This window comes from Nocardioides sp. NBC_00850 (assembly GCF_045207335.1).
GTDB lineage: Bacteria > Actinomycetota > Actinomycetes > Propionibacteriales > Nocardioidaceae > Nocardioides.
Genome location: NZ_CP108845.1, coordinates 2,190,147 through 2,213,049, shown reverse-complemented (window position 1 = coordinate 2,213,049; position 22,903 = coordinate 2,190,147). Strand labels below are relative to the sequence as shown.

Annotated in this window: 20 protein-coding genes and 1 pseudogene; 5 read left to right on the top strand and 16 right to left on the bottom strand. The window is 70.0% G+C overall.

All coding sequences use genetic code 11. The features are described 5' to 3' along the window. Positions 1-40: 40 nt before the first annotated feature. The 5 genes and pseudogenes from OH802_RS10885 to OH802_RS10865 all read right to left on the bottom strand — a co-directional run. Positions 41-362 (bottom strand): annotated as a pseudogene (locus tag OH802_RS10885) (IS481 family transposase); the annotation flags it as partial. A gap of 324 nt (positions 363-686) precedes the next feature. Beyond that, on the bottom strand, positions 687-1,190 hold the full coding sequence (locus OH802_RS10880; protein WP_406027766.1) for a MarR family winged helix-turn-helix transcriptional regulator: 504 nt from the start codon (positions 1,188-1,190) through the stop codon (positions 687-689). A 25-nt stretch (positions 1,191-1,215) separates the two neighbouring features. After that, complete coding sequence (locus OH802_RS10875; protein WP_406027764.1) at positions 1,216-2,259, bottom strand: serine hydrolase domain-containing protein; 1,044 nt, start codon at positions 2,257-2,259, stop codon at positions 1,216-1,218. After that, complete coding sequence (locus OH802_RS10870; RefSeq protein ID WP_406027762.1) at positions 2,256-3,827, bottom strand: AMP-binding protein; 1,572 nt, start codon at positions 3,825-3,827, stop codon at positions 2,256-2,258. Before OH802_RS10870 ends, OH802_RS10875 begins: the two co-directional genes overlap by 4 nt. After that, positions 3,821-4,906, bottom strand: a complete 1,086-nt coding sequence (locus OH802_RS10865) for a DUF2817 domain-containing protein (protein WP_406027760.1) — start codon at positions 4,904-4,906, stop codon at positions 3,821-3,823. The genes OH802_RS10870 and OH802_RS10865 overlap by 7 nt, the downstream gene beginning before the upstream one ends. A gap of 141 nt (positions 4,907-5,047) precedes the next feature. Here OH802_RS10865 and OH802_RS10860 point away from each other — a divergent pair, with 141 nt between their 5' ends. Then, the gene (locus OH802_RS10860) at positions 5,048-5,797 is read left to right on the top strand and encodes an SDR family NAD(P)-dependent oxidoreductase (protein ID WP_406027758.1); all 750 of its coding nucleotides are present in this window, start codon (positions 5,048-5,050) and stop codon (positions 5,795-5,797) included. A 130-nt stretch (positions 5,798-5,927) separates the two neighbouring features. Here the strand turns inward: OH802_RS10860 and OH802_RS10855 are convergent, their stop codons facing one another. Beyond that, positions 5,928-6,065, bottom strand: coding sequence for a hypothetical protein (locus OH802_RS10855; protein WP_406027756.1), 138 nt, complete (start codon positions 6,063-6,065; stop codon positions 5,928-5,930). A gap of 341 nt (positions 6,066-6,406) precedes the next feature. Further along, positions 6,407-6,757 (bottom strand): ArsR/SmtB family transcription factor, encoded by a 351-nt coding sequence (locus tag OH802_RS10850; RefSeq protein ID WP_406027754.1) that lies wholly within the window; start codon positions 6,755-6,757, stop codon positions 6,407-6,409. Positions 6,758-6,846: 89 nt separating this feature from the next. Between OH802_RS10850 and OH802_RS10845 the strand changes: the two genes are divergently transcribed. Beyond that, positions 6,847-8,193, top strand: coding sequence for an NAD(P)-binding domain-containing protein (locus tag OH802_RS10845; protein ID WP_406027752.1), 1,347 nt, complete (start codon positions 6,847-6,849; stop codon positions 8,191-8,193). On the opposite strand, the gene OH802_RS10840 is transcribed toward OH802_RS10845, so the two are convergent. Both OH802_RS10840 and OH802_RS10835 read right to left on the bottom strand, forming a co-directional pair. Next, positions 8,180-8,629, bottom strand: a complete 450-nt coding sequence (locus tag OH802_RS10840) for an arsenate reductase ArsC (protein ID WP_406027750.1) — start codon at positions 8,627-8,629, stop codon at positions 8,180-8,182. The two genes, OH802_RS10845 and OH802_RS10840, sit on opposite strands and share 14 nt — an antisense overlap. Before the next feature lie 31 nt (positions 8,630-8,660). Beyond that, complete coding sequence (locus OH802_RS10835; RefSeq protein ID WP_406027748.1) at positions 8,661-9,332, bottom strand: ArsR family transcriptional regulator; 672 nt, start codon at positions 9,330-9,332, stop codon at positions 8,661-8,663. Between the two features lie 46 nt (positions 9,333-9,378). On the opposite strand from OH802_RS10835, the gene OH802_RS10830 reads away from it, so the two are divergent. Further along, complete coding sequence (locus tag OH802_RS10830; RefSeq protein WP_406027746.1) at positions 9,379-10,095, top strand: aquaporin; 717 nt, start codon at positions 9,379-9,381, stop codon at positions 10,093-10,095. Here the strand turns inward: OH802_RS10830 and OH802_RS10825 are convergent. From OH802_RS10825 to benA, 7 genes are all read right to left on the bottom strand, one after another. Further along, positions 10,082-10,813, bottom strand: a complete 732-nt coding sequence (locus OH802_RS10825; RefSeq protein ID WP_406027744.1) for an alpha/beta hydrolase family protein — start codon at positions 10,811-10,813, stop codon at positions 10,082-10,084. The two genes, OH802_RS10830 and OH802_RS10825, sit on opposite strands and share 14 nt — an antisense overlap. Continuing rightward, positions 10,810-12,042, bottom strand: coding sequence for a benzoate/H(+) symporter BenE family transporter (locus OH802_RS10820; RefSeq protein WP_406027742.1), 1,233 nt, complete (start codon positions 12,040-12,042; stop codon positions 10,810-10,812). The genes OH802_RS10825 and OH802_RS10820 overlap by 4 nt, the downstream gene beginning before the upstream one ends. Beyond that, positions 12,039-14,705, bottom strand: a complete 2,667-nt coding sequence (locus OH802_RS10815; protein ID WP_406027740.1) for a LuxR C-terminal-related transcriptional regulator — start codon at positions 14,703-14,705, stop codon at positions 12,039-12,041. Before OH802_RS10815 ends, OH802_RS10820 begins: the two co-directional genes overlap by 4 nt. A 20-nt stretch (positions 14,706-14,725) precedes the next feature. Next, positions 14,726-16,012, bottom strand: a complete 1,287-nt coding sequence (locus OH802_RS10810) for an MFS transporter (RefSeq protein ID WP_406027738.1) — start codon at positions 16,010-16,012, stop codon at positions 14,726-14,728. A gap of 70 nt (positions 16,013-16,082) precedes the next feature. Then, entirely contained in the window at positions 16,083-18,764 is a 2,682-nt protein-coding gene (benC, locus tag OH802_RS10805) for a benzoate 1,2-dioxygenase electron transfer component BenC (RefSeq protein ID WP_406027736.1), read from the bottom strand. 9 nt (positions 18,765-18,773) lie between these two features. Then, positions 18,774-19,295 carry a benzoate 1,2-dioxygenase small subunit gene (gene benB, locus OH802_RS10800; RefSeq protein ID WP_406027734.1) on the bottom strand — a complete coding sequence of 174 codons (522 nt, stop codon included), beginning with the start codon at positions 19,293-19,295 and terminating at the stop codon, positions 18,774-18,776. Positions 19,296-19,297: 2 nt separating this feature from the next. After that, the gene (benA, locus tag OH802_RS10795; RefSeq protein WP_406027732.1) at positions 19,298-20,665 is read right to left on the bottom strand and encodes a benzoate 1,2-dioxygenase large subunit; all 1,368 of its coding nucleotides are present in this window, start codon (positions 20,663-20,665) and stop codon (positions 19,298-19,300) included. A 192-nt stretch (positions 20,666-20,857) separates the two neighbouring features. Between benA and OH802_RS10790 the strand changes: the two genes are divergently transcribed. Further along, on the top strand, positions 20,858-21,781 hold the full coding sequence (locus OH802_RS10790) for a LysR substrate-binding domain-containing protein (protein ID WP_406027730.1): 924 nt from the start codon (positions 20,858-20,860) through the stop codon (positions 21,779-21,781). Beyond that, positions 21,778-22,881 carry a mandelate racemase/muconate lactonizing enzyme family protein gene (locus OH802_RS10785; protein ID WP_406027728.1) on the top strand — a complete coding sequence of 368 codons (1,104 nt, stop codon included), beginning with the start codon at positions 21,778-21,780 and terminating at the stop codon, positions 22,879-22,881. Before OH802_RS10790 ends, OH802_RS10785 begins: the two co-directional genes overlap by 4 nt. Positions 22,882-22,903 lie beyond the last annotated feature (22 nt).

Genomic DNA, 22,903 nt, shown 5'->3' with positions numbered 1-22,903 from the left:
CCGCATCGATCATCAGGTTCTGCCCTGCCGACGTAGGCCCGCCGCCGCCATCGGGGATGTTGACGACCTTGGTGACCTCGATCTGGATCAGTGAGCCGGGATGGTCGTACTCGTAGCGGCGCAAGGGCTCGGTGCTGACATGATCGATGTGCGAGAGGCGGTTGATCCTGCAGTGCGCCAGGACCGCGTGCGCGGTCGAGGGCCCGCATCCCGAGCCTGCCTGCGACCCTGACCGGTCCGAGTCGGTGTCGCCACCGCAGCCCGACGACCTGGCGGACTACGGCGTAGTTCGTCTTGGTCGGGGTGGAGTGTTGTCGCGAGCTGCGGTCAGCCATACCCGCGCTTCCTTCACTGCGGTAGCGCTAAGCGCATCTTCACGGTGCGTGAAGCAGCCAATTGACACCTTGGCCGCAGCCCGCGTGCTCGACCAAACGCGGTGGATGACGAGTTGAGCAAGCCGCAAACGGGCGCGGACTCGAGGCAGCGCCAGCGTGGGACGTGAGGGCCTCCGGTCAGGCGAAGTGTGAACTAGACAACTCCACTTCACAACCGGAGTCCTTCACTTGCCAGGCAGGCTCATGGATGCACGGCGGCACAACCTCCCTGGACATCACAACTAGACCGGCGCAGGAACCAGCCCGGCCGACCATGGCCACGACGTGCGCGTGTCGTATTGGGCCAGCGGCTCAGTCGGAGTTGGCGATTCGCTCCTCGACGAGCATCCGGACCTTTCGGAGCATCGCTGCGAGCTCGTCCAGCGAGTCCTCCGGAACTCCGGCGAGCCCGAACTCGCTGTCGTCGAACGAGGTGGCGACGGCCTCCTGGGCGGCCTCACCCGCAGGGAGCAGGGCGACGACGGTGACGCGCCGGTCGCTGCCCTGCGATCGCCGAACGAACTTGCTGCGCTCGAGCCGGTCGACGGTGCGGGTGATGGTCGTCGGGTGTGCCGCGACACGCAGTGCCAACCTGGCGGTTGGCATCTGTTTGGCTGGATGAAAGCTGAGCGCGGTCAGCGCCTGCCAGCCGGCAAAGGTCAGGTTCTCGGCAGCGAGGGCAGGCTGGGCAGCCACTTGCACTAGGCGGTTGATCCGCTCCACCTCGAGGGAGACGGCGAGCTGACGGTGTGAATGGGCACCACGACGCTCGAATTCCTGTTGCGTGACCTCGATGAGGTCGCGATCCAAGTCCACGACGGCAGCCTATCGTTCTGGAGTTTCAGTGCGGGCAGTACGGGAGGAGGTCGTCCATGTAGACGAGGTCGATCGGCTTGCCGTGGGCGACCGCCACGTGCTCGGGGAACGCGCCGAGCAGGTTGGTGAGCACGATCAGTGTCAGCCCGTCGGGATACCGAGCGATCTGGGCCTTCCCGCCACCACCGGGCGCCGGGACCAGGCCTTGAGGTCGCTCGAAGACGAGCCAGCCGATCCCCCACAAGCCGGGGCTGCCGTCATGGGCGGGGACCGGGGTCCACAGCGTGTCGCGGCTCGCCGGGGAGAGCAGCGCACCGCTCTCGAGGGCCGACATCCAGGCGGCCAGGTCGTCGGCGGTGCTGTGGAGTCCCGCGGCGGTGCGGAGCACGTGCGGCCAGTCCAGGCGGCTCTTGTCGATGCGCCCGGTGGGCTCACCCGAGGCGTCGATGCTCATGTAGGTGTCTGCCCTGTGGGGGATGAGGTCGTGGTCGTTGGCGTAGCGCGTGTGGGTCATCCCGGCGATGTCGAACTGGCGCTCGGTAATGAAGTCGACGAAGGGCTTCCCGCTCAGCCGGTCGATGACCTTGCCAAGCAGGGCGTAGTTGGTCTGTACATAGTTGTAGCCTCGACCGGGCTCGAACTCCATCGGTGCGGCGCGCACGACGGCCCAGGCAGCCTCCTCGTCCGCTGCGACCAGCCCGACGGAACTGTCCGCACCGTAGGCCATGATCTCCGGCAGCCCGGAGGTGAGGGTGGCGAGCTGTCGGATCGTGATTGGCTGCCAGGCCTCGGGCAGCGCGTCGAGGTAGCGCGAGACTGGGGCGTCGAGGTCGAGGTCGCCGGACTCGACCAGCTGCATCAGGGCGATCCCGGTGAACGCCTTGGCCATGGAGTTGATGGAGAACACCGACTCCCGGGTCACCGCCACGTCGTGCTCTAAGTTGGCCATGCCGAGCGTCTCCGAAGCCACGATCTCGCCGTGACGCAGCACCACGGCCTGCAGGCCGGGCACGTGACGCTCCTCCATCAGTCGGGCGAGCTGCTCGCGCAGCGCGTGTGTCGTGCTCATCGGGGTCCTCCGCTCGTCTTGGCTTGCGTCTGCTCAATGAACGCGCGTCGGAGCGCCTTCTTGTCACGCTTCCCGACCTGGGTCAGCGGGATGCGTTCGACGATGTCGATGCGCTTCGGCGTCTGTACGGAGCCCTTGCGCTCGCGCACGTGCGCCTTGAGGTCGTCGATCGTCACACCGGGGTCGCGCACCTCGACCGCGGCGACGAGGATCTCGCCCCAGTAGTCGTCCGGGACGCCGAAGACCGACGCCGCGGCGACAGCGGGGTGCTCCTCGAGTGCGTCCTCGACGTTGCGGGGGTAGACGTTGAAACCGCCGGTGATGACGAGGTCCTTGGCGCGGTCCACGATTCGCAGGAACCCGTCCGGGTCGCGTATGGCGACGTCACCGGTGTGGAGCCAACCGCCCCGCATCGCCTGGGCCGTGTCCTCAGGCCGGTTGAGATAGCCGCTCATCAGGAGAGGGCCGCGGACACACAGCTCGCCCGGCTGCCCGTCGGGCACCTCGACGTCGTCGTGATCGACGAGGCACACCTCGGCCTCGGCGACCGGGCGCCCGCAGGACGCCATGCGGTCCTCGGACTTGACGTCATGCTCCTCGCGCCGCATCACGCAGACCGTGGTCGGCGCCTCGGCCTGGCCGTAGAACTGGAAGAAGATCGGCCCGAACCAGTCGATGGCGTCCGTGAGTCGCTGGGGGGAGATGGGCGAGGCGCCGTAGAACACCGTGGCGAGGCTGGAGGTGTCGTGCTCACGCAAGAGCGGGTGGTCCAGGATCGCGCTGATCATCGTCGGCACGAGCAGCGCACATGTGATGCGGTGCCGTTCGACCGCGGCCAGGAACTCGCCTGCGTCGAAGGACTGCTCGACGTAGAGGGTGCCGCCCTGCGCGATCGTCGGCACGAAGTTGACCCCGCCGGCATGGCTGAGCGGAGCGACCAGCAGGTTGCGGATCTCGTCGGGCCATTGCCAGTCCACGAGCTGGATGCCATACATCGTCGACATGCTGCGGAAGCTGACTTGGCTCGCCTTCGGCACCCCGGTGGTGCCCCCGGTGTAGACGATGCGGCAGATCGCCTCGGGGTCAGTGGGGCGCGGCTCGAGCACGGTCGCGGTCTCGGCCGCCAAGAGCACCTGCAGGTCGTCAGCTCCCCCGCCCCCGATTCTCAGGACCTGCGGGCTACTGCCCGCGATCTCCACTGCCTCGGTGATCTCGTCGATCCGCGCGCCGTCTACGACCACGTGGGTCGCCGCGGCGTCGTTGAGGATGTGCGCGAAGTCGGCGGGGCTGCCCAACGGGTGCAACGGCACGAACACCCCGCCTAGCGCGGCGACGGCCTGCTGGAGGAAGAGCACCTCGATGCGGTTGCCGGAGAGCAGCGCGACCCGGTCGCCGGACCGGAGACCGAGCCCGTCCAGAACTGCGGCGCACCGCGCGATCGCAACCTCGAGCTGCGCCCCGGTCCAGCTCGTGCCGTCGGACTCGACGACAAGTGTCTTGTCTGAATGCGTTCGCAGCGCGCGGACAAGCAGGTCGTTGAGGTGCTCGAAGCGTCGGTCCGTCACCATCGAGCCAGCCCTTCGAGCATGCGCTTCTGGGCATCGACCCCGTTGGCCATCGCGGCCTCGCGCCAAGCCGGTGCTGCAGGGTTGAGCCCTTCCATCATCATGTCCAGCATCTCCTCGCGCGAGGTGTAGGTCCGCCCGGTGGCGTACTTCAACCACCGGTCGATGCGCACCGTATTGAGCACAGCCAGGTTGTCGTAGGTGCCGACCTCGATCAGGAGTCCGGCCCACTCCGCCCACGGCGCGGTACTGGGCAGCCAGGCGGAGAAGAATCCCGTGTATGACGGGGTGTGCCCCTCCGACATCCGGGCCGAGGAGGAAAAGCTGGTGCGTGCCGACTCGCCCAACCAATCGACCACACGCTCGTACCCCGGCGAGCCGACCGGGAGGCTGCAGATGTGCGCGAGCTTGCCCCACTCGCCGATGCCGGTGTGCCACTCGATGAAGGCAATCTTCTCGGCATGGGCCAGCGCGCGCGGCAGGAGCTCGGCGACGACCGTGTGGGACCAGGCCGGTCGGTCACCGACGTAGGTGATGCCGGTCGGCTCTACAGCCTGTCCACCCGAGAGGGCGGTGATCATCTGCTGCGGCCCATGGACACGCACCATCTCGTCGAGGACACCGCTCCAGTCGCGCGTCTCTTCCGTCCAGTCCTCGGGGCACAGCGTCGGGAACAGCTCGCGATAGAGCTCGTTGCGAGGAAACGGGGCCTGGTGATCGAGGAAGTTGCGATTGAGGTCGATGTTGTCCTCATCGGTGCGCGAGCGGTGCGAGAAGCCCCACGGATTCAGCGCATGCAGCGCCACGATGTTGACCCCATCCGGGATCTCGAGGTCGCGGAGCAGCTCGAGCTGGAGGGCCGAGCCGAGGAAGCCCTCCTGGCCGTGGGTGCCCGAGACGACGAGGAAGGTCTTGGCCGCCTCGGGATCACCGAACGTGGCCACGTCGATGGCCAACTCCTCACCTTCGGCACCGCGCTCGGTCGGATGCGGCACTGACTCGAGCTGCGCGCCCCGCTCAGCCACCAAGTCGAGGAACCTGCGACGCGCCTCGGCGTACGTATCGCTGAACGCTTGAATCACAGCAACCTCCGGTTTCGCCACGGCATCGATCGTCTCATCGATTTCTTGGATCCATGATTACATGCACTACCATCTATTGGCAATGCGTCTTTCTCGCGCGTTAAACCAACGGCCACTCACGTACACAGACCAGGAGCACAGATGGACATCCACGGCACCTCCGCAATCGTCACCGGCGCAGCGTCGGGACTGGGAGCAGCGACCGCTCGCGCACTGGCCAACGCCGGCGCACATGTCGTCGCGCTGGACCTCGCCTTCGATGGCGTCAAGCCGGTCGCCGGCGTGACCCACATCTCGACTGACGTCACAGACGCGATCCAGGTACGCCGCGCGGTGACTGAGGCCGCCACGGCCGCCCCACTGCGGATCGCGGTGAACTGTGCCGGGATCGGCCCCACGGCCCGCATTGTCGGGCGTGCCGGGATCCACGACTTCGACCTCTTCGCGAAGGTTGTGTCGGTCAACCTGGTCGGCACCTTCACGGTGCTGGCGCTGGCGGCCGAGGAGATGGCGCGCAACGCCGAGCTCGAGCATGGCCAGCGCGGCGTCGTGATCAACACCGCCTCGATCGCCGCCTACGACGGCCAGATCGGACAGACCGCGTACGCCTCCTCGAAGGGCGGTGTGGTCTCGATGACCCTCCCGGCGGCCAGGGACCTCGCCCGGCACGGCATCCGCGTCAACACCATCGCACCCGGCATCGTCGAGACTCCGATGCTCGCCACCGTGAGCGAGGAGTATCGCGCCGGGCTTGCGGCAGGTGTGCCCTTCCCGCAGCGCTTGGCCAAGCCTGAGGAATTCGCTCTACTGGTGACCCAGCTCATCACGCACGACTACATCAACGGCGAGGTCGTCCGGATGGACGGTGCGCTCCGGATGGCGCCCCGCTAACGCTGGCAGGACGCCAAGCGGCTCGGCCAGGAAACTGGCACCGCACCGTTTCTGGGGGCTCGTCCTCACACACGCCTTCTCGTTCCAGATCGGCAACCGGCTCGCCCCGACGCTCGTCTGCGGCCGCGGCTCACATCGGGTGAAGCGTAACCCGCCCCTTCTCAAGCAGCTCGTCGACAATGGGGAGCATCTCAGGGTCAAGGTCGGGCTTACTGGCGCGGTACTCGGCCAACGTCGAAGGCTCGTCGATCACGAGCGAGATCGTCACGTTCGGTCGGCCCCGTGGTTATCGGTCCGCACCTCCTTCCGCCACACCACGGGGTCGCGCTCCGTGCCCCAGTTTCAGGCGGCAGACGATGCGATCCGCCGATTGGCCTCGTAGAGGAAGAACAGGTCGTGTCGAGCAGAACTTCGGGGTACGGCCTGGCGCTGCGGCTGCGGGGATACGGCGGCCGCAGTAGCCACACACGGGTGCTTTGACCCATTCGGGGGCGAGCAGTGAGTAGGACGAAGCTCGTCGAGTGCCTGGCGCTGCTCGTCGCAGAACTGCTCGAGCGCTTCTCGGTGCTCGCGGCGGACCCGGTTTTCGTCGCTCGCGAAGCGCGGATCCTACGGACGGGACGCCAGCGCACCCGCGAGCGAGTCGAGGACGCCGGGGACGATGGAGAAGTAGGCCCACCTGCCGCGCTGCTCGCGAGTGACGAGCCCGGCCTCGACCAGCAGCTTCATGTGATGGGAGACCGTCGGCTGGGAGAGCCCGACCGGCTCGGTGAGGTCACAGACGCAGGCCTCCTTGTCCTCCGCGGCCGCGATGATCGAGAGCAGCTTGACCCGGTTGGGGTCGCCGAGCGCCTTGAACATCCGCGCCAGCGCCTCGGCCTGGTCATCATCGAGCACGCCTGCGGTCACCGGCGAGCAGCACGCGACGGCGGCGGACGGAAGCACGGGAAGAACGGTCATGAGGACGAGTCTACCAAATGATATTGACGAACATCGATGCGTCGCCTAAGGTCGCCGTCATATCGACGTTCTTGAATCTGAGGAGCATCATGACCGACCTTCCCGTTGCCATCATCGGCGCCGGCCCCCAGGGCCTCGCGGCCGCCGCCCATCTCCTCGAGCGCGGCCTGACCCCGCTCGTGCTCGAGCAAGGGAGCGAGCCTGCGGCAGCCGTCGCCGAGTGGGGACACGTACGTCTCTTCTCGGCCTGGCCCGAGCTCGTCGACAAAGCCGCTGCCCGGCTCTTGGAGCCGACCGGCTGGGCCGCACCCACTCAGGGATACCCGACCGGCGCGCAGTGGCGCGAGCGCTACCTCGCCCCGCTCGCGGACGCTCTCGGCGACCACGTCCGCTACGGCGCCACGGTCACCGGTGTCTCCCGCAAGGGCCGTGACCGCCTGGTCGACGCCGACCGCGCCGAGCAGCCGTTCGTCCTCCACGTGACCGGTGCGGACGGCACCGAGGCGATGTATCGAGCTTGTCGAGATGAACGCATCGAGGCGCGAGCCGTGATCGACGCCTCCGGCACCTGGCGCCGGCCCAACCCGGCCGGCGCCGACGGGCTCCCGGCACTCGGGGAGCGTGCCGCACACGCAGCGGGCGCGCTCGGCTACGCCGTTCCGGACCGCGCCCGTCCAGACGCGTACGCGGGCCGGCACACGGTCGTGATCGGCGCGGGTGACTCCGCGTTCAACGCCGTCAACGAGCTCACCGCCATCGCCAAGGAGCACCCCGGCACGAAGATCACCTGGGCGATCCGCCGCGCGGTCTCGACGAACACCTTCGGTGGCGGCGAGGCCGACGAGCTCCCGGAGCGGGGCGCCCTCGGCGTACGCGCGAGGAAGGCGGTCCAGGACGGCTCGGTCGAGCTGGTGACCGGGTTCCGCACGGAGCGGGTCGACGGCGCCACCGTCCTCGCCGAGGACGGTCGCGCCATCGAGGCCGACCAGGTCGTCGTGCTCACCGGCTACCGTCCCGACCTCGGCTTCCTCAGCGAGATGCGCCTCGACCTCGACCCGACGCTGGAGGCGCCGCGCAACATCGCGGTCCAGATCGACCCCAACCTGCACGCCTGCGGCTCGGTCAGCGCGACCGGCGCCAAGGACCTCGCCCAGCCCGAGCCCGACCTCTACCTCGTCGGGATGAAGTCCTACGGTCGCGCGCCGACCTTCCTGGCGATGACCGGCTACGAGCAGGTACGCAGCGTGGTGGCCGAGCTCGCCGGGGACCACGACGCGGCCGCCCGGGTGGAGCTCGAGCTCCCCGACACCGGGGTCTGCGGCGGCGCCGGGGTCTTCGACGACCCGGAGAGCGCCAACGGCGGCGGCTGCTGCGGGACCCCCGCGCCGAGCGAGGAGATCTTCACGATCAGCCGGGCGCCGATCACTCTCTCGTGATCGAGCGCTGCGGGGTCACCCCGAGCTCGTCGAGCAGGGTGAGCACGCGCTGCTCGATCTCGTCGCGGATGCCGCGCACGTGCTCGATGCCACCGCCCTTCGGGTCGGTGACCTTCCAGTCGTCGTAGCGCTTGCCGGGGTAGAACGGGCAGGAGTCGCCACACCCCATGGTGATGACCACGTCTGCGCTCCGGACGACCTCGTCGGTCCAGGGCTTGGGGAACTCCCCGGAGATGTCGATCCCGAGCTCACCCATGGCCTGGACCGCGACCGGGTTGATGGCGGCGGCCGGAGCCGAGCCCCCGGACCAGCCGATCGCCTGGTCACCGGCGTAGTGGGCGAAGAAGCCGAGTGCCATCTGCGAGCGGCCGGCGTTCTCGACACAGAGAAAGAGAACGGCCGGCCTGGCGTCCGCCGCTGATCCGTCGGTGTTCATCGAGTGGTTGTCCTTGCGTGGGGGTGTGGGGTCAGGAGTCGAAACGGGAAGCGAGCGTCCGGATCCGGTGCTCGAGCTCGACGTACGCAGCGTCGAAGGCCCCGGGGCCCTTGCCAACCGGGTCGGGGATCGACCAGTGCAGCTCGCCGCGGACCTTCGGTGTCTCATGCGCGCGGTCGCAGACGGTGACCACCAGATCGTCCGGGTCGAGCACGTCATCGAGATGACGGGGATCGACGACGGGGAGCTCCAGGTCGTGGCGGGATGCGACATCGACCGCCCCTGGATTGATGTGCTCGGCGGGGTGGGTGCCGGCAGAGGCGGCCGGAATCGTGCTGACCTGGCGCCACAGCGCCGCGGCCAGATGCGACCTGGCCGAGTTGCCGGTGCACACGAACAGGACACGCCTGGGCACCGCCACGGGGGACGCGGTGCCCAGGCTCTCGAGCGCGTCCTGCTCGAGGTGCAGGTACGTGCGTCTCCCGTCGCCCTCGGAATGATGACGGGACACGACGCCTGCGCTCACCAGGGTCTGCACGTGGTGAGCAAACAAGTTCGACGGGACATTCAGCATCCCGGCGAGCTCTGTGGGGGAGGCATCACTCATCTGGAGGCTGTCGACGATCCGAAGTCGCACCGGATCACCGAGCGCTGCGTGCATCTTGGCCCGGCGTTCCAGCTCCGGCTGTCTCTCAACCTCCATTGACTCAATATTGACTGAGTAATCGTCGAACGTCAAGAATGCGAGCGTGATCTCTTCCCTCCCGCGCCGCCTGCTGGCCGAGTTCCTGGGCACCGCCCTGCTCGTCGCCGTGGTCGTCGGCTCCGGCATCGCCGCCCAGCAGCTCTCCCCCGACGACGTCGGCCTGCAGCTCCTGGAGAACTCGATGGCGACCGTCTTCGGGCTCGCCGCGCTGATCCTGATGTTCGGCCCGGTCTCGGGTGCGCACTTCAACCCGGTGGTGTCGCTCGCCGACTGGTTCCTCGGGCGTAAGGCCGGAAAGGGGCTCTCGCTCGCCGAGGTCGGCGCCTACGCGGTCGTCCAGATCGCGGGCGGGATCGGTGGCGCGGTGCTGGCCAACCTGATGTTCGACCTCGACGCAGTCACCATCTCGACCAAGGACCGCGCCACCAGCGGACACCTACTGGCCGAGATCGTCGCCACCGCCGGTCTCGTGGCCCTGATCTTCGCCCTCGTACGCAGCAACCGCGGCGCCCTCGCCGCGCCCGCGGTCGGCGGCTACATCGGCGCCGCCTACTGGTTCACCAGCTCCACCTCGTTCGCCAACCCCGCCGTCACCATCGGCCGGATCTTCTCCGACACCTTCGCCGGCATCGCGCCGAGCTCGGTGGCCCCGTTCATCCTCGCGCAGCTCGTCGGACTCGTTCTCGGCGTACTCCTGATCCTGGCTCTCTACCCCGGCGTCGGCGACAAGGCCGACGACGTCGTCGTCAGACCTGGCTGACCGCGTTGAGCAGGTGCGGCCAGGCCGCCGAGGTCGGGTCGCCCCAGGCGGCGTGGTCGGCGCCGTCGACCACCTCCAGACGTACGCCGGGGTGTGCTGCCGCGTAGCGCTCGGAGATCGCGAGCGGGATCACGGTGTCGGCGGCGCCGTGCAGGACCCGCACGGGGATCTGAGGCGCGAGGCCGAGCGGGTCCGCGGCGGCGTACGCCTCGGGCGTCTCGGACGGGGTGCCGCCGAGGAACTCCTCGACCGCGCCGTCACCGAGGCCGTCGCGGCTCATCGTGGCCAGCGCGGCGGCGGGGGCCAGGGCCACGATGCCGGTGACGAGGGTGCCTGCCCGGGAGGCCGCCCACAGGGCGAGCTGGCCGCCGGAGGAGTGTCCGACCAGGGTGATCCGGCGGGGTGCGTCGTTGTGGATGGTCCACTCCCGGCCGCTGAGCTGGATCGACTCGATCGCGGTCTCGACGTCCTCGAAGGCCTGCCGCCACTGGCCCGGTCCGTGCCGGTACTCCACCGTTGCGGTCAGATGACCCGCCTCGGCCAGCGCCCGTCCGGCGGACCAGGTGCGCATCCGGTCGGAGTCGCGCCACATCCCGCCGTGGAGCATCAGCACGAGCGAGTCGGTCGCCTCGGCCGGCTCGAAGACGTCGGCGACCTGACGGGCGGTGGCGCCGTAGCGCATCGTCGCGTCGGGGTAGGTGGTGTCGGTGGTGGTCATGACTTCTCCCTGCTGTTGTTTCGGCTGTCGTGGTCGAGCAGCACGCTGACCGCGACGCCGACCACCAGCCCCCAGAACGCGGAGCCGATGTTGAAGACGGTGATGTCGGCGACGGTCACCAGGAAGGTGACCAGCGCGCCGGTGACGTAGGGCCCGCTGAAGGCGGTCTGGAAGGCGCCCTGGAGCGGCTTGAGCATGGCCAGGCCGCCCAGCACGGCGACGTACGCCTCGGGCATCGTGGTGATGACCCGCACCATGCCGGGGGCGAGCAGGCCGAACCCGATCGCGAGTACGCCGCACCAGATCGCCGCGGCATAGTGCCGTCGTCGCTCGCCCGAGGCGGTGACCAGTGCGTTGGTCGGCCCGGCCAGGCAGGTGGACACGCCGCCGAACGGGGCGGCGACCAGCGAGGTCACCCCGCACCAGCCGGTCACCTGGTTCATCCGCGGGTCGTGGCCGGCGGCCCGCAGGACCGCCATGCCCTGGCCGTTCTGGACGACGAGGACGGTGATCAGCAGAGGGATGGTGAGCTCGATGAAGGCGGACCCGGTGAAGGCCGGCGTGGTCCCGACCGGGTCGATCACCCAGCGGCCGGAGACCTCGACGGCCGGTCGGTCGGCGAGGCTCACCGCGACCGCGCCGACCGCGAGCGCCACCAGCACCGCGGGGAGCCAGCGGGCGAGCCGTGGGATCGCGCTGACGGCGACGAAGGCGACCACCATCGGCCCGGCGATCGCCAGGTCGCGGTCTACGGCGAGGACCAGGTCGGTGCCGAAGCGGAGGAAGACACCGGCCACCATCGCCATCACGATCGGCATCGGCAGCAGGTGCATGACCCGGTCGACCTGCCGGGTCAGACCCAGCGCGACCAGGATTACTGCCGCCATGATGAAGCCGCCGACCGTCTCCGGCCAGGTGGTGCCGGCGGCCATCGCCTGGCCGACGACCACGGTGCCGGGGATCGTCCAGAAGTAGACCAGCGGCTGCCGGCTCCAGCGGGAGGCGATGATCGTCAGCACCCCGTTGAGGCAGAAGACCGCGCTCACCCAGGAGGCGACGACACCGGCGGAGAGCCCGGCTCCCTGGCCGACGGCGAGGATCACCGCGACCGGGCCGGTACAGGAGAACAGGAAGCCGATGAAGCCGTTGACCAGCTCGTGACGGCCCAGGTCGCGTCGCAGACCGGCCCGGGCCTCGCGGACGTCGATGTCGTCGAGGTCGGTGCTCATGGCTCCTCCGTCGGCTCGGCCGCCATCGCGGCGAGCTCGGTCCGGCTGCGGACGCCGAGCTTCGCGTAGATGCGGGTCAGGTGGTACTGCACGGTCTTGGGCGAGACGAACAGCTGCGCGGCCACCTCGCGGTTGGAGAGCCCCGAGGCGACCATCTCCGCGACGGTCTCCTCCTGCGGGGTCAGGTCTACTGGCCCACGCTGGCCCCGCGGCGCCCGCACTCCCCCGGCGCGCAGCTCGCGCTGGGCGGCGTCGACGTAGGTCAGCGCCCCGATCCCGTCCCACAGATCGCGCGCGGAGGAGAGCAGCGCCTCGGCGTCGCGACGGCGGCCGGCACGCCGCAGAGCCTGGCCGTAGGCGAAGGTGACCCGAGCGCGCTCGTAGCGCAGCGGCAGCCCGTCGAGCAGGCCGAGTGCGCGGTCGAATGTGTCCCGAACGCCGGCGAGGTCGCCACGGGCGCCGTGCCAGCGGCCCCGGGCGGTGGCCAGCCTGGCCTGGGCGGAGCGGTGCTGCTCCTCTCGGGCGCGGGTCTCATGGGGGCGGAGGAAGTCGTCGGCTTCGTCCAGCCTGCCCTCCGCGATCAGCGCGGCGGCGTACGTCTCGGCCCAGGGCCAGATGGCCGGCTCGGTCAGCGCGCTGCCGGCCGGGGCCTGGGTGAGCGGCTCGAGGATACGGAGGACGGCACGGAAGTCGCTGCGGGCCTCGGCGATGTGGGCGCGGGCGAGCAGCGCGGGGACGCGCATGATCTCGTAGCCCTGCGCCCCGATCTCGGCGGCGCGGGCGGTGCGGGCGGCCTCCTCCCAGCTGCCGCGCAGCAGGTGGGTCTCGGTGGCCGTCCACTCCAGCAGCGGAGTGACGAGGGCGATGCCGGACTCGGCGGCCAGTGCCCGGCCGGCCGCGACCGTCTGCAGGGCGGCGTCGCCCTCACCGGTCAGGAACTGCACGCGCGCCAGCCAGGCCAGGGCCCACATCGAGATCCGGGTCGAGCCGCCGAGGACCCGCGGGTCGGTGACCCCCTCCAGCCGGCTGCGGGCCTCGTCGGGCTCGTCGGAGAGTACGTCGAGCCAGCCGCGGCCCATGGTGACCCGCTGGGTCTGGGCGCTGTGCCCGACGCGGCGGGCGGCCAGGGCGTACGCCTCGTGGGCGTCCTCGAACCGGCCGGCCATCGCCAGCCCGAGCCCACGGATCGCCGCCGCCTCGACTCCCGCCGCCGAGTCACGGCCGGCCAGCGAGATCGCCCGGTCGGCCCAGGTGACCAGCTCGTCGCCCCGGCACAGTGCCAGCGAGTGCAGCACGTGCCGGGTGGCGATCAGCGCGGCGGTCTCCGGCTCACGGTCGGCGTTGACGATGTCCCAGGCGCGCTTGAGCCGCACCTCGGCCTCGGTGGCGCGGCCGCGCAGGATCGCCAGATAGGCGAGCACCGCGTCGCGCAGCGGCGTCTCGCGCAGGCTCTCGACGATGGGGACCAGCGCCGCGGCGCCCATGCCGTCGCCCGCCGCGACCAGGGCGTCGACTGAGCGGATCAGCCGGTCGTCGCGCCGCACCGGGTCCTCGGTGAGCCGGCTGGAGTCGCGGTAGAGGGCCGCGGCCTCCGCCCAGGCGCCCTCGTCACCGCGCCGTTGGGCCAGCCGGGCGACCTCGTCGGCGAGCTCGGCGTCGGGCAGCGGGGCGGCGGCGACCAGGTGCCGGGCCCGGCGGACCTCGTCGTCGACGATCGCGGCGGCGCGCTGGTGTGCGTCGGCGGCCCGGCGAGCGCCCATCGTGGCCAGCACGGCGACCCCGACCAATGGCGTACGCCATCGGGGGCGGTGGTCGCGGGTGGTGTCGACGAGCCCGGCCGAGGCCAGGGCGTCGACCGCGGAGAGCGGGTCCTCGAGCCCGGCGAGAGCCGCAGCCTGGCCAAGCGACGCGTCCTCTCCCAGGATCGCGTAGGCCTCGGCGAGCGCTCGTCCGGCGGCACCGCAGCCAGCGAGGGCGAGCTGGACCTCGTCGCGTACGTGCACCGGTGCGGGCAGCTGGGTGTCGGGCCGTGCCCAGCGGGTCGGCGGGAGCTCGTCGAGCAGCGCGACCGCGTCGCGCGGGCTGCCCGCCGTGTGGCGGGTGAGGACCTCGGCCATCGACGGGTGCAGGACCCGTCCGCGCAGCGAGGCGAGCTCACCGATCGCCGCCGCGTCCAGCCCCTCGATGCGTACGGTCTCTGCGGCGATCTCGCCGAGGAACGCGGTGCTGCGGGTGGCGGCGAGCACCACGAGCACCGGTGCGTCGCGGTGCCGGCGCAGCGCGGAGGCGATCGCCTGCAGCGAGAGCGAGTCGGCGAGGTCGGCATCGTCGACCAGGATCAGTCCGGGCTCGTCGGCGCACACGGCCAGGGCTCGCGCGACCAGGGCATCGGCCGCGGCGACCGGGTCGGCCGGCGGAGCCTCACCGAGCAGCTGGCGCAGCACCGCTCCGGGCGAGTCCTGCTCCCACGCGCCGGCGCGGGCCCTCAGCGCCGGCGTCGCGACCCGGTCCGCCAGGCCGCGCAGCAGCGCGGTCTTCCCCAGCCCCGGGTCGCCGAGGACGAGTACGGCGGCGGAGCCGGAGGTGCGGGTGATGGCCAGCCGCGAGGTGAGCTCGACGAGCTCGTCCTCGCGACCGACACACCCAGCTCGTTCTATGAGCACGGTCACACCCTAGGCCCCCTTCAGGCCGGTACGCCGTCGTCGAGCGTGACGCTCACGACGGTCTCCTCGGGGGACCGCGGCACCGCCACGGCCACGACGGAACCGAGCAGCGCGACGCCCGCGAAGATCTGGAAGGCGGTGGTGCCCCCGACCCCGGCGGCGACCAGCGCCCCGCCGATGATCGGTCCGACGATCCCGCCCAGCCGGCCGAACCCGGCGCACCACGCGACGCCCGCGCCGCGGGCCCGGGTCGGGTAGTAGTTGGCGACGAGCCCGTAGATGAGCACCTGCGTACCGATCGTGCCGACGCCGGCGATCGCGACGGCCGGGAACAGGACGGCGAGCGGCAGGCCGAGGGGCAGCAGCAACAGCATCAGGGCGGCGAGCACGAAGGTCGTCGAGACCACCTTCTTGGCCCCGGTGCGGTCGGCGACGTACGAGGCGAGGAGGCCACCGAAGATGGCGCCACCGTTGAGCACCAGCAGGAAGGTGAGGGCGTACCCCTTGCCGTAGCCGTTGTCCTCCATGATCTTCGGCAGCCAGGTGTTCAGGCCGTAGGTCAGCAGCAGACCGGAGAAGCTCATCAGCCCGAGCACCAGGGTCGGGAACGCGAGCGGGCGGCGGGCCAGGGCGCTGAAGCCGACCGCCTCCTGGGCCGTGCTGGTCGACGCGACCCGGCCGCGGGAGTCGAGCCACAGCTGCGACTCGGGCAGCTTGGCGATGGCGAAGGGCAGCAGGAGCACCAGCGGGGCGGCGCCGATCGCCATCAGGATCCGCCAGTTGGAGCCGCTCGGGTCGACGATGAGCGCCATCACGGAGGCGGCCACGCCACCGGCGGGGATGCCGCTGTAGACGATCGCGTTGAGCCGGTTCTTCCGCTCCGGCGGCGCGAACTCTGCGACCAGGGCGCCGACGGTCGCCAGGATCGCACCCAGCCCGATGCCGGTCAGGAAGCGGAGGATGCCGAAGACGGCGATCGACTGGGCGAACGCGGTCGCGGCCATCCCGAGCGAGAACCAGGTGATGCTGGCGAGCACGACCTTCCGGCGGCCGATCCGGTCGCTGACCGCGCCGGCGCTCAGCGCGCCGACGAGCACTCCGACCAGCGCATAGCTGCCCAGCGTGCCCGCCTGGCCTGCGGAGAGCTGCCCGATCTGGGACGGATCGGCCATCAGGGTCGGCAGCACCGTGCCGTAGACCACGAGGTCGTAGCCGTCGAACATCAGGGCCAGCGCGGAGAGCGCGACGACCCACGCGAGCTGGCGCGAGGTCTTGGCCCGAGTGACTTCATCGGTGTTTTCGGACATGGGTGATCTCCATGGGTGACGCGAGCGCGCTCGCGAAGGGAGGGACGGCCCCGAGAGAGGACCTGGTGGCTCAGCCGAGGTCACCGCCGGCGACGGGCAGGACCGTGCCGGTGATGTAGGAGGCTTCCTCGGAGGCGAGGAAGCAGATCGCGGCGGCCTGCTCGTCGAGCGTGCCGTAGCGGTGCATCAGTGAGGTCTCGAGGGTCTGGTCGATGTGGGCCTGGAACCACGCCTTCTCGGTGTCGGTACGCGGCTGTGGTGTGCCCCGGGAGATCCGGCGCGGCGGAGCCTCCGTACCTCCCGGGGCCGTCGCGGTGACCCGGACACCCGAGCCGGCGTACTCCAGCGCGAGCGAGGCGGTGATCGCGTTGATCCCGCCCTTCGCCGCGGAGTACGGGATCCGGTGGATGCCGCGGGTCGCGGCCGAGGAGACGTTGACGATGACGCCGTGGCCGCGCTCGACCATGCCCGGCAGGGCGGCCCGGCAGGCGTACAGCGTGGTCATCAAAGACCGGGTGATCTCGGCGTCGATCTGCTCGGCGGTGAACTCGGTGAACGGCTTGAAGTTGATCGCTCCGCCGACGTTGTTGATCAGCACGTCGATCCGTCCGTACGTCTCCAGGGCCCGCTCCACCAGCGCGGCCGCGCCCTCGTAGTGCTCGAGGTCGCACTCGACCGCGCTGACGCTCGCGCCCTGGCCGGTGAGCTCGTGGGTGACCTCGGCGACCAGCGGGGAGCGGTCGGCGAGGACGACCTGTCCGCCCTCGGCGGCCACCCGGCGGGCCACCTGGGCGCCGATGCCCTGGGCGGCCCCGGTGACGACCACGACCTGGCCGGCGAACCGGCCCGGGGTGATGAACCGCGGCCTGGTCGCGGCGGCCGACTCGGCCATCGCGCGTCGCATCGTCTCCTTCGACCGTTCACTGTGGGCTTTGATCAGGTCGCGGGCCGCCACTCGGTCGCCGCGCTCGAAGGCCTCGACGATGTCGAGGTGGTCCTGGGTGCACCGCGGGTGGCACCAGGTGGCGTTGCGCAGCACGTCCTCCATCCGGCCCTTGACCCCGAGCGCCTGGTAGGCGGCCAGCAGGTGGCTGTTGCCGGTGAGGGTGAACAGGTAGTCGTGGAAGGCCGCGTTCGACTCGGTGTAGCCGTGGGCGTCCAGGAACCGGTCGCCCTCGACGTACGGGAGGGTGGACTCGGCGAGCAGCCGGTAGCCGGCCAGCTGCTGGGAGTCGAGCCGTCCGATGGTCAGGTCGAGCGCCCCCACCTCCAGCGCCGCCCTGGCCTCGAAGATCGCATCGGAGGCCGAGATGTCCGGGTGCTCCTCACCGATCGTGTAGCCGTCGGCCGTCGTCGAGGCGGCTCCCCCGTCGGCCGAGGCGTCAGTCGCGTCGGCCGAGAGGTCATTACCGGCCGGGAACACCTCCTGGCCACCGATCCGCCGGGCGCTGTTGGTCACGGTCAGACCGTCGTCCTCGAGCACGACACCGCCGGTTCCTTCGAGCGCGGCCGGCGCGACCAACTGGCCGGCGATCCGGCGTACGACATCGCCGTCGTCGCGAGCCACGGCAGCCGATCCGCTGGGTCCGAGGTCGAGCGCCGGGAGCACCTGCTGCCCCGCGATGGCCCGGGCCTCCGGGTGGGTCTCCAACTCGACGGGCGCGGGTGACGTTTCGGCCGACGCGGGCGACGGCTCGGCCGACGCGGCTGACGCCTCGGCGGGGACGGCTAGGGCGAACTTCTCGTAGTAGAACCCGGTGGGCTGGATGCCGGCACCGGCGACATGCGTACGCACCGCCTCGACCATCGGGGGCGGGCCGCACAGGTAGATCGCGACGTCGCCGTCGTGCAGGTCGTCGTCGCCGATCAGGCTCATCACGTAGCCCTTGTTGGCCGCGGTCGAGGCGGGGTCGGAGACGCAGTGGTCCCAGCTGAACCCGGGCAGCCGCGAGACCAGCTCACCGACCTCGTCGAGCTTGACCAGGTCGTCGTCGGTGCTGACGCCGTAGACCAGCCGGCCACCGCGGTCGCAGCCGTCGACCTCGAGCTGGCGCAGCATCGAGAGCACGGGCGCGAGCCCGGTCCCACCGGCCAGCATCAGCACCGGCCGGCGTGCCTCGCGCAGGAAGAAGGAGCCGTTCGGCCCGGTGAAGGTGACCTCGTCACCGACGGCGGCGCGCTCGGTCAGCCAGGTCGACATCGCGCCGCCCGGGGTGAGCTTGACCAGGAAGACGAGCCGCTCCTCGTGCGGGGCGTTCGCGAAGGAGTACGAGCGGGTCACCTCGCTGCCGGGCACGGCGATGTTGACGTACTGCCCTGGCAGGAAGGCCAGCTCGCCCCGGTTGGGGATGTCGATGGAGAGCTCGACCGTGGTCGGGCTCAGCCGGTCCAGGCCGACGACGGTGCCGGTGTAGCTCGCGGCGCCGGTCTTGGCGACCTCGGAGGTGGTGGCGATCTGCAGCGCGAGGTCCGAGCGCGGCTTCATCGAGCACGGCAGGGCGTACCCCTCGGCGGCCTCCGCCTCGGAGAGCGCGTCCTCGATGTAGGTGCCGCCGTCGTACTCCCCCGACTCGCACAGCGCCTTGCACGTCCCGCAGGCGCCGTCGCGGCAGTCCAGCGGGATGTTGATCCGCTGCCGGTAGGACGCGTCGGCGACGGTCTGGTCCTCACGTACGGTGATGAACCGGGTCACCCCGTCTTCGAAGGAGAGGGCCACCTGATGGGTCGCGATCTCAGTCTCTGTTGCAGTCATCGCGGCGCCTCAGACGTGGTAGATGTCGACAACGTGGTGGATGTAGTCGTTCTTCAGCACCACGGTCTTGCGGCGGATCAGCGGCTGCTCGCCGGAGAAGTCGATGGTGTAGAACGACGTGCCGTAGTAGGGGTCGACGGTCTTGTAGCGGAAGTACATGGTGTGCCAGTTGAAGCGCACGTCGACCAGGTCGCCGCGGCGCTCGATCACCTCGACGTTGCTGATGTTGTGCGACGTACGCGGCTCGGGCAGCGAGGTGGCCGAGGACCGCTCCGTACGGATCCGGAAGACCCGGTCCTCCAGGCCGCCCTTGTTGGGGTAGTAGATGAGCGACATCTCGGTCTGCGGGTCCTCGGTGAGGAGGTCGGCGTCGTCCCAGCAGGGCATCCAGTAGACGACGTCGTCGGCGTAGCACTCGAGCCACTTCTCGAACTCGCGGTCGTCCAGGAAGCGCGCCTCGCGGTAGAGGAACTGCTCGATCGAGTTCTGGGTGATGAGCTTCGCTCCGGCGGCGTTCTGCGTGATCGTCATCGTCACTTCCCCTTCTCGTTCGCGACGGCCTCGCGCATGACGTCGGCCCAGTAGCCGTGCACGACCGGGTAGAGACCCTCGTCCTCGTTCTTCGCACCGGCCGAGACGACGCCGGGCATCTCCAGCGCCTCGGCGACCTCGTCGGGTCCGGTGAGCCAGTGCTCGGCGCCGCGGCTCATGTCGTTCCACGGCGCGGCGGAGGCCTGGTACGTCACATAGCAGGAGCGGAACTCCTCCAGGTCGTCGGGCGTGGCCATCCCGGAGGCGTTGAAGAAGTCCTCGTACTGCCGGATCCGCCAGGCCCGAGACTCGGGGCTCTCGCCCTTCGGGGCGATGCAGTAGATGGTGACCTCGGTCTTGTCGACCGAGATCGGGCGGAAGTGCCGGATCTGGGTCGAGAACTGGTCCATCAGATACACGTTCGGGTAGAGCAGCAGGTTGCGGGAGCCCTTGACCATGAACTCGCCCTTGGCGTCGCCGAACTTCTCCTTGAGCACGTCCATCTGGTCCCACAGCGGCCGGTCGGCGGGGTTGGCCGCCCAGGTCCACAGGCACAGGTGGCCGTTCGGGTAGGACCAGTAGCCGCCACCCGCCTTGCCCCAGCTGCCGGCGTCGACGGTCTTGGTCGTGTTCTTCGACTCGCCGGTGTTGCGACGTGAGGTCGTCGCCGCGTAGTTCCAGTGGGTGGCGGTGACGTGGTAGCCGTCGGCGCCGTTCTCCGCCTGGACCTTCCAGTTGCCGTCGTAGGTGTAGGTCGAGGAACCGCGCAGCACCTCGAGCCCCTCGGGCGACTGGTCGACGAGCATGTCGATCACCTTGACGGTGTCGCCGAGGTGCTCCTCGAGCGGCAGTACGTCCTGGTTGAGCGAGCCGAACAGGAAGCCGCGGTAGCTGTCGAAGCGAGCCACGTGGGTGAGGTTGTGCGACCCCTCGGTGTTGAAGCTCTCCGGGTAGCCCGCGTCGTCGGGGTCCTTGACCTTGAGGAGGGTGCCGTCGTTGCGGAACGTCCAGCCGTGGAACGGGCAGGTCAGGGTCATCCGGTTGTCGGTCTTGCGCCGGCACAGCATCGCGCCACGGTGGGCGCAGGCGTTGATCATGCAGTGCAGCTCGCCGTCCTTGTCGCGCGTGATCATCACCGGCTGTCGCCCGATGTAGGTGGTGAGGTAGTCGCCGGGGTTGGGCACCTGGCTCTCGTGGGCGAGGTAGATCCAGTTGCCCTCGAAGATGTGCTTCATCTCGAGCTCGAAGACCTCCTCGTCGGTGAAGATCCGGCGGTTGGCGCGGTAGATCCCGGCCTCGCGGTCCTCGACCACGGCGTCCGACAGGACGTTCTCGATGTGGCCCAGGCTCTCGGTGAGCGGTGCGGTCATGTGATGCCTCCAACGGGTGACGGTGACCACACCTTCGCAAGACGTGGCGGCCGTCACACCAGGCGAATGCCCAGTTCCGACCTAGGCACCAATTGATCATTCGAATCGATCAATGAGCGTCAGTTTCGTCCTTGTTGTTTATCTATCGCAGTCCTAGTGTGGCGGTCATCACCACCTCGTGAGGAGCGCTTCATGGAGCTACGCCACCTGCGGTATTTCGCCGCGGTCGCCGAGACCTGCCACTTCGGGCAGGCCGCGGCGCAGCTGCACATCGCCCAGCCGGCGCTCTCCCAGGCGATCCGCCAGCTCGAGTCCGAGCTCGACGTCACCCTGTTCACCCGCACGACCCGCCAGGTCTCCCTCACTCCGGCCGGCGAGTTCCTCCGCACCGAGGCCGCCCGGGTCCTGACCGCCGTCGACGACAGCGTCCGAGGCGTACGCCGCATCGGGGCCGGCCGCCACGGCCTGGTCCGCCTGGGACTGACCGGCACCGCCTCGTTCTCCCACCTGCCGGGCATCGCCCGGGTGGTCAAGCGCGAGCTGCCCGAGGTGGCGCTCGAGATCCACGCCGACCTGCTCACCCCGGCCCAGTGCGAGCGGCTGCAGAGCGGGGCGCTCGACCTCGGCGTACTGCGGCCGCCCGCCACCGGCGAGGGGCTGACCCTGCGCACCCTCGAGGTCGAGCCGCTCGCGCTCGCCATCCCTGTCGACCACCGGCTCGCCGTCGAGCCCGTCGTGTCCCTGGCCGACCTGCGCACCGAGCCGTTCGTGGCCTACAGCGCCCGCGACTCGGCGGTCAACGAGGCGGTCCTGCGCAGCTGTCGCGAGGCCGGGTTCGTGCCGCGCCGCGAGCACGAGGCGCCGAGCACCGCGGTCCTGCTGGCGCTGGTCGCCGCGGGTCTCGGCGTCTCGGTCGTCCCGGCCTCGGTCCGGGCCCTTCCGCTGGAGGGCGTGATCTTCCGCGACCTGCTCGACGCGGGCAGCGTCGAGCTCTCCCTCGCCTACCGCACCGACGACGACAACCCCGTCGTCGACGCCGTCATCGAGGTCCTCGAGGCCGCCGACCTGTTCACCGCACCCCGTCTGGAACCTCCCCGATTCGGAGTCCAATCTTGAAGATCACCAAGGTCGAGGCGATCCCGTTCGCCATCCCCTACCGCAAGCCGCTGCGCTTCGCCTCCGGCGAGGTCCACACCGCCCAGCACGTGCTCGTCCGGGTGCACACCGACGACGGTGTCGTGGGTGTCGCCGAGGCGCCGCCGCGGCCGTTCACCTACGGCGAGACCCAGACCGGGATCATCGCCGTCATCGACCAGCTCTTCGCCCCGCAGCTCGCGGGGCTCACCCTCCTCGAGCGCGAGACCGCCCGGGTCCTGATGGAGCGCACCGTCGGCAACCCGACCGCGAAGGCCGCCGTCGACATGGCCATATGGGACGCCCTCGGCAAGACCCTGGACCTGCGGGTCGTCGACCTGCTCGGTGCCTTCACCGACCGGATGCGGGTCTCCCACATGCTCGGCTTCGACGGGCCCGAGGCGATGGTCGCCGAGGCGGAGCGGATGCGGGAGACGTACGGGATCTCGACGTTCAAGGTGAAGGTCGGCCGCTCCCCCATCGAGCTCGACACCGCCGTCGTCCGTGCGCTACGCGAGCGGTTCGGCGCCGAGATCGAGCTGTACGTCGACGGCAACCGCGGCTGGACCGCGGCCGAGTCCGCCCGCGCGATGAAGCAGATGGCCGACCTGGACCTGCTCTTCGCCGAGGAGCTCAACCCGGCCGACGACGTGCTCGGGCGGCGCTGGCTGGTCAGTCAAATCGACGTGCCGTTCATCGCCGACGAGTCGGTCCCGACGGCTGCCGACGTGACCCGCGAGGTGCTCGGTGGCTCCGCCACCGCGATCAGCATCAAGACCGCGCGCACCGGCTTCACCGGGTCGCAGCAGGTGCTGCATCTGGCCGAAGGCCTCGGCTTGGAGGTCGTGATGGGCAACCAGATCGACGGCCAGCTCGGCAGCGCCTGCTCGATCGCCTTCGGCGCCGCTCACCGGCTCACCTCCCGCCGGGCCGGTGAGCTCTCCAACTTCCTCGACATGGCCGATGACCTGCTCACCGAGCCGCTCGAGATCCGCGACGGCGAGCTCGCCGTACGTCCTGGTGCCGGCCTCGGGGTCGAGATCGATCCGGAGAAGCTCGATCGCTACCGCACCGACAACTGAACACCTGACCCCACCGCAACAC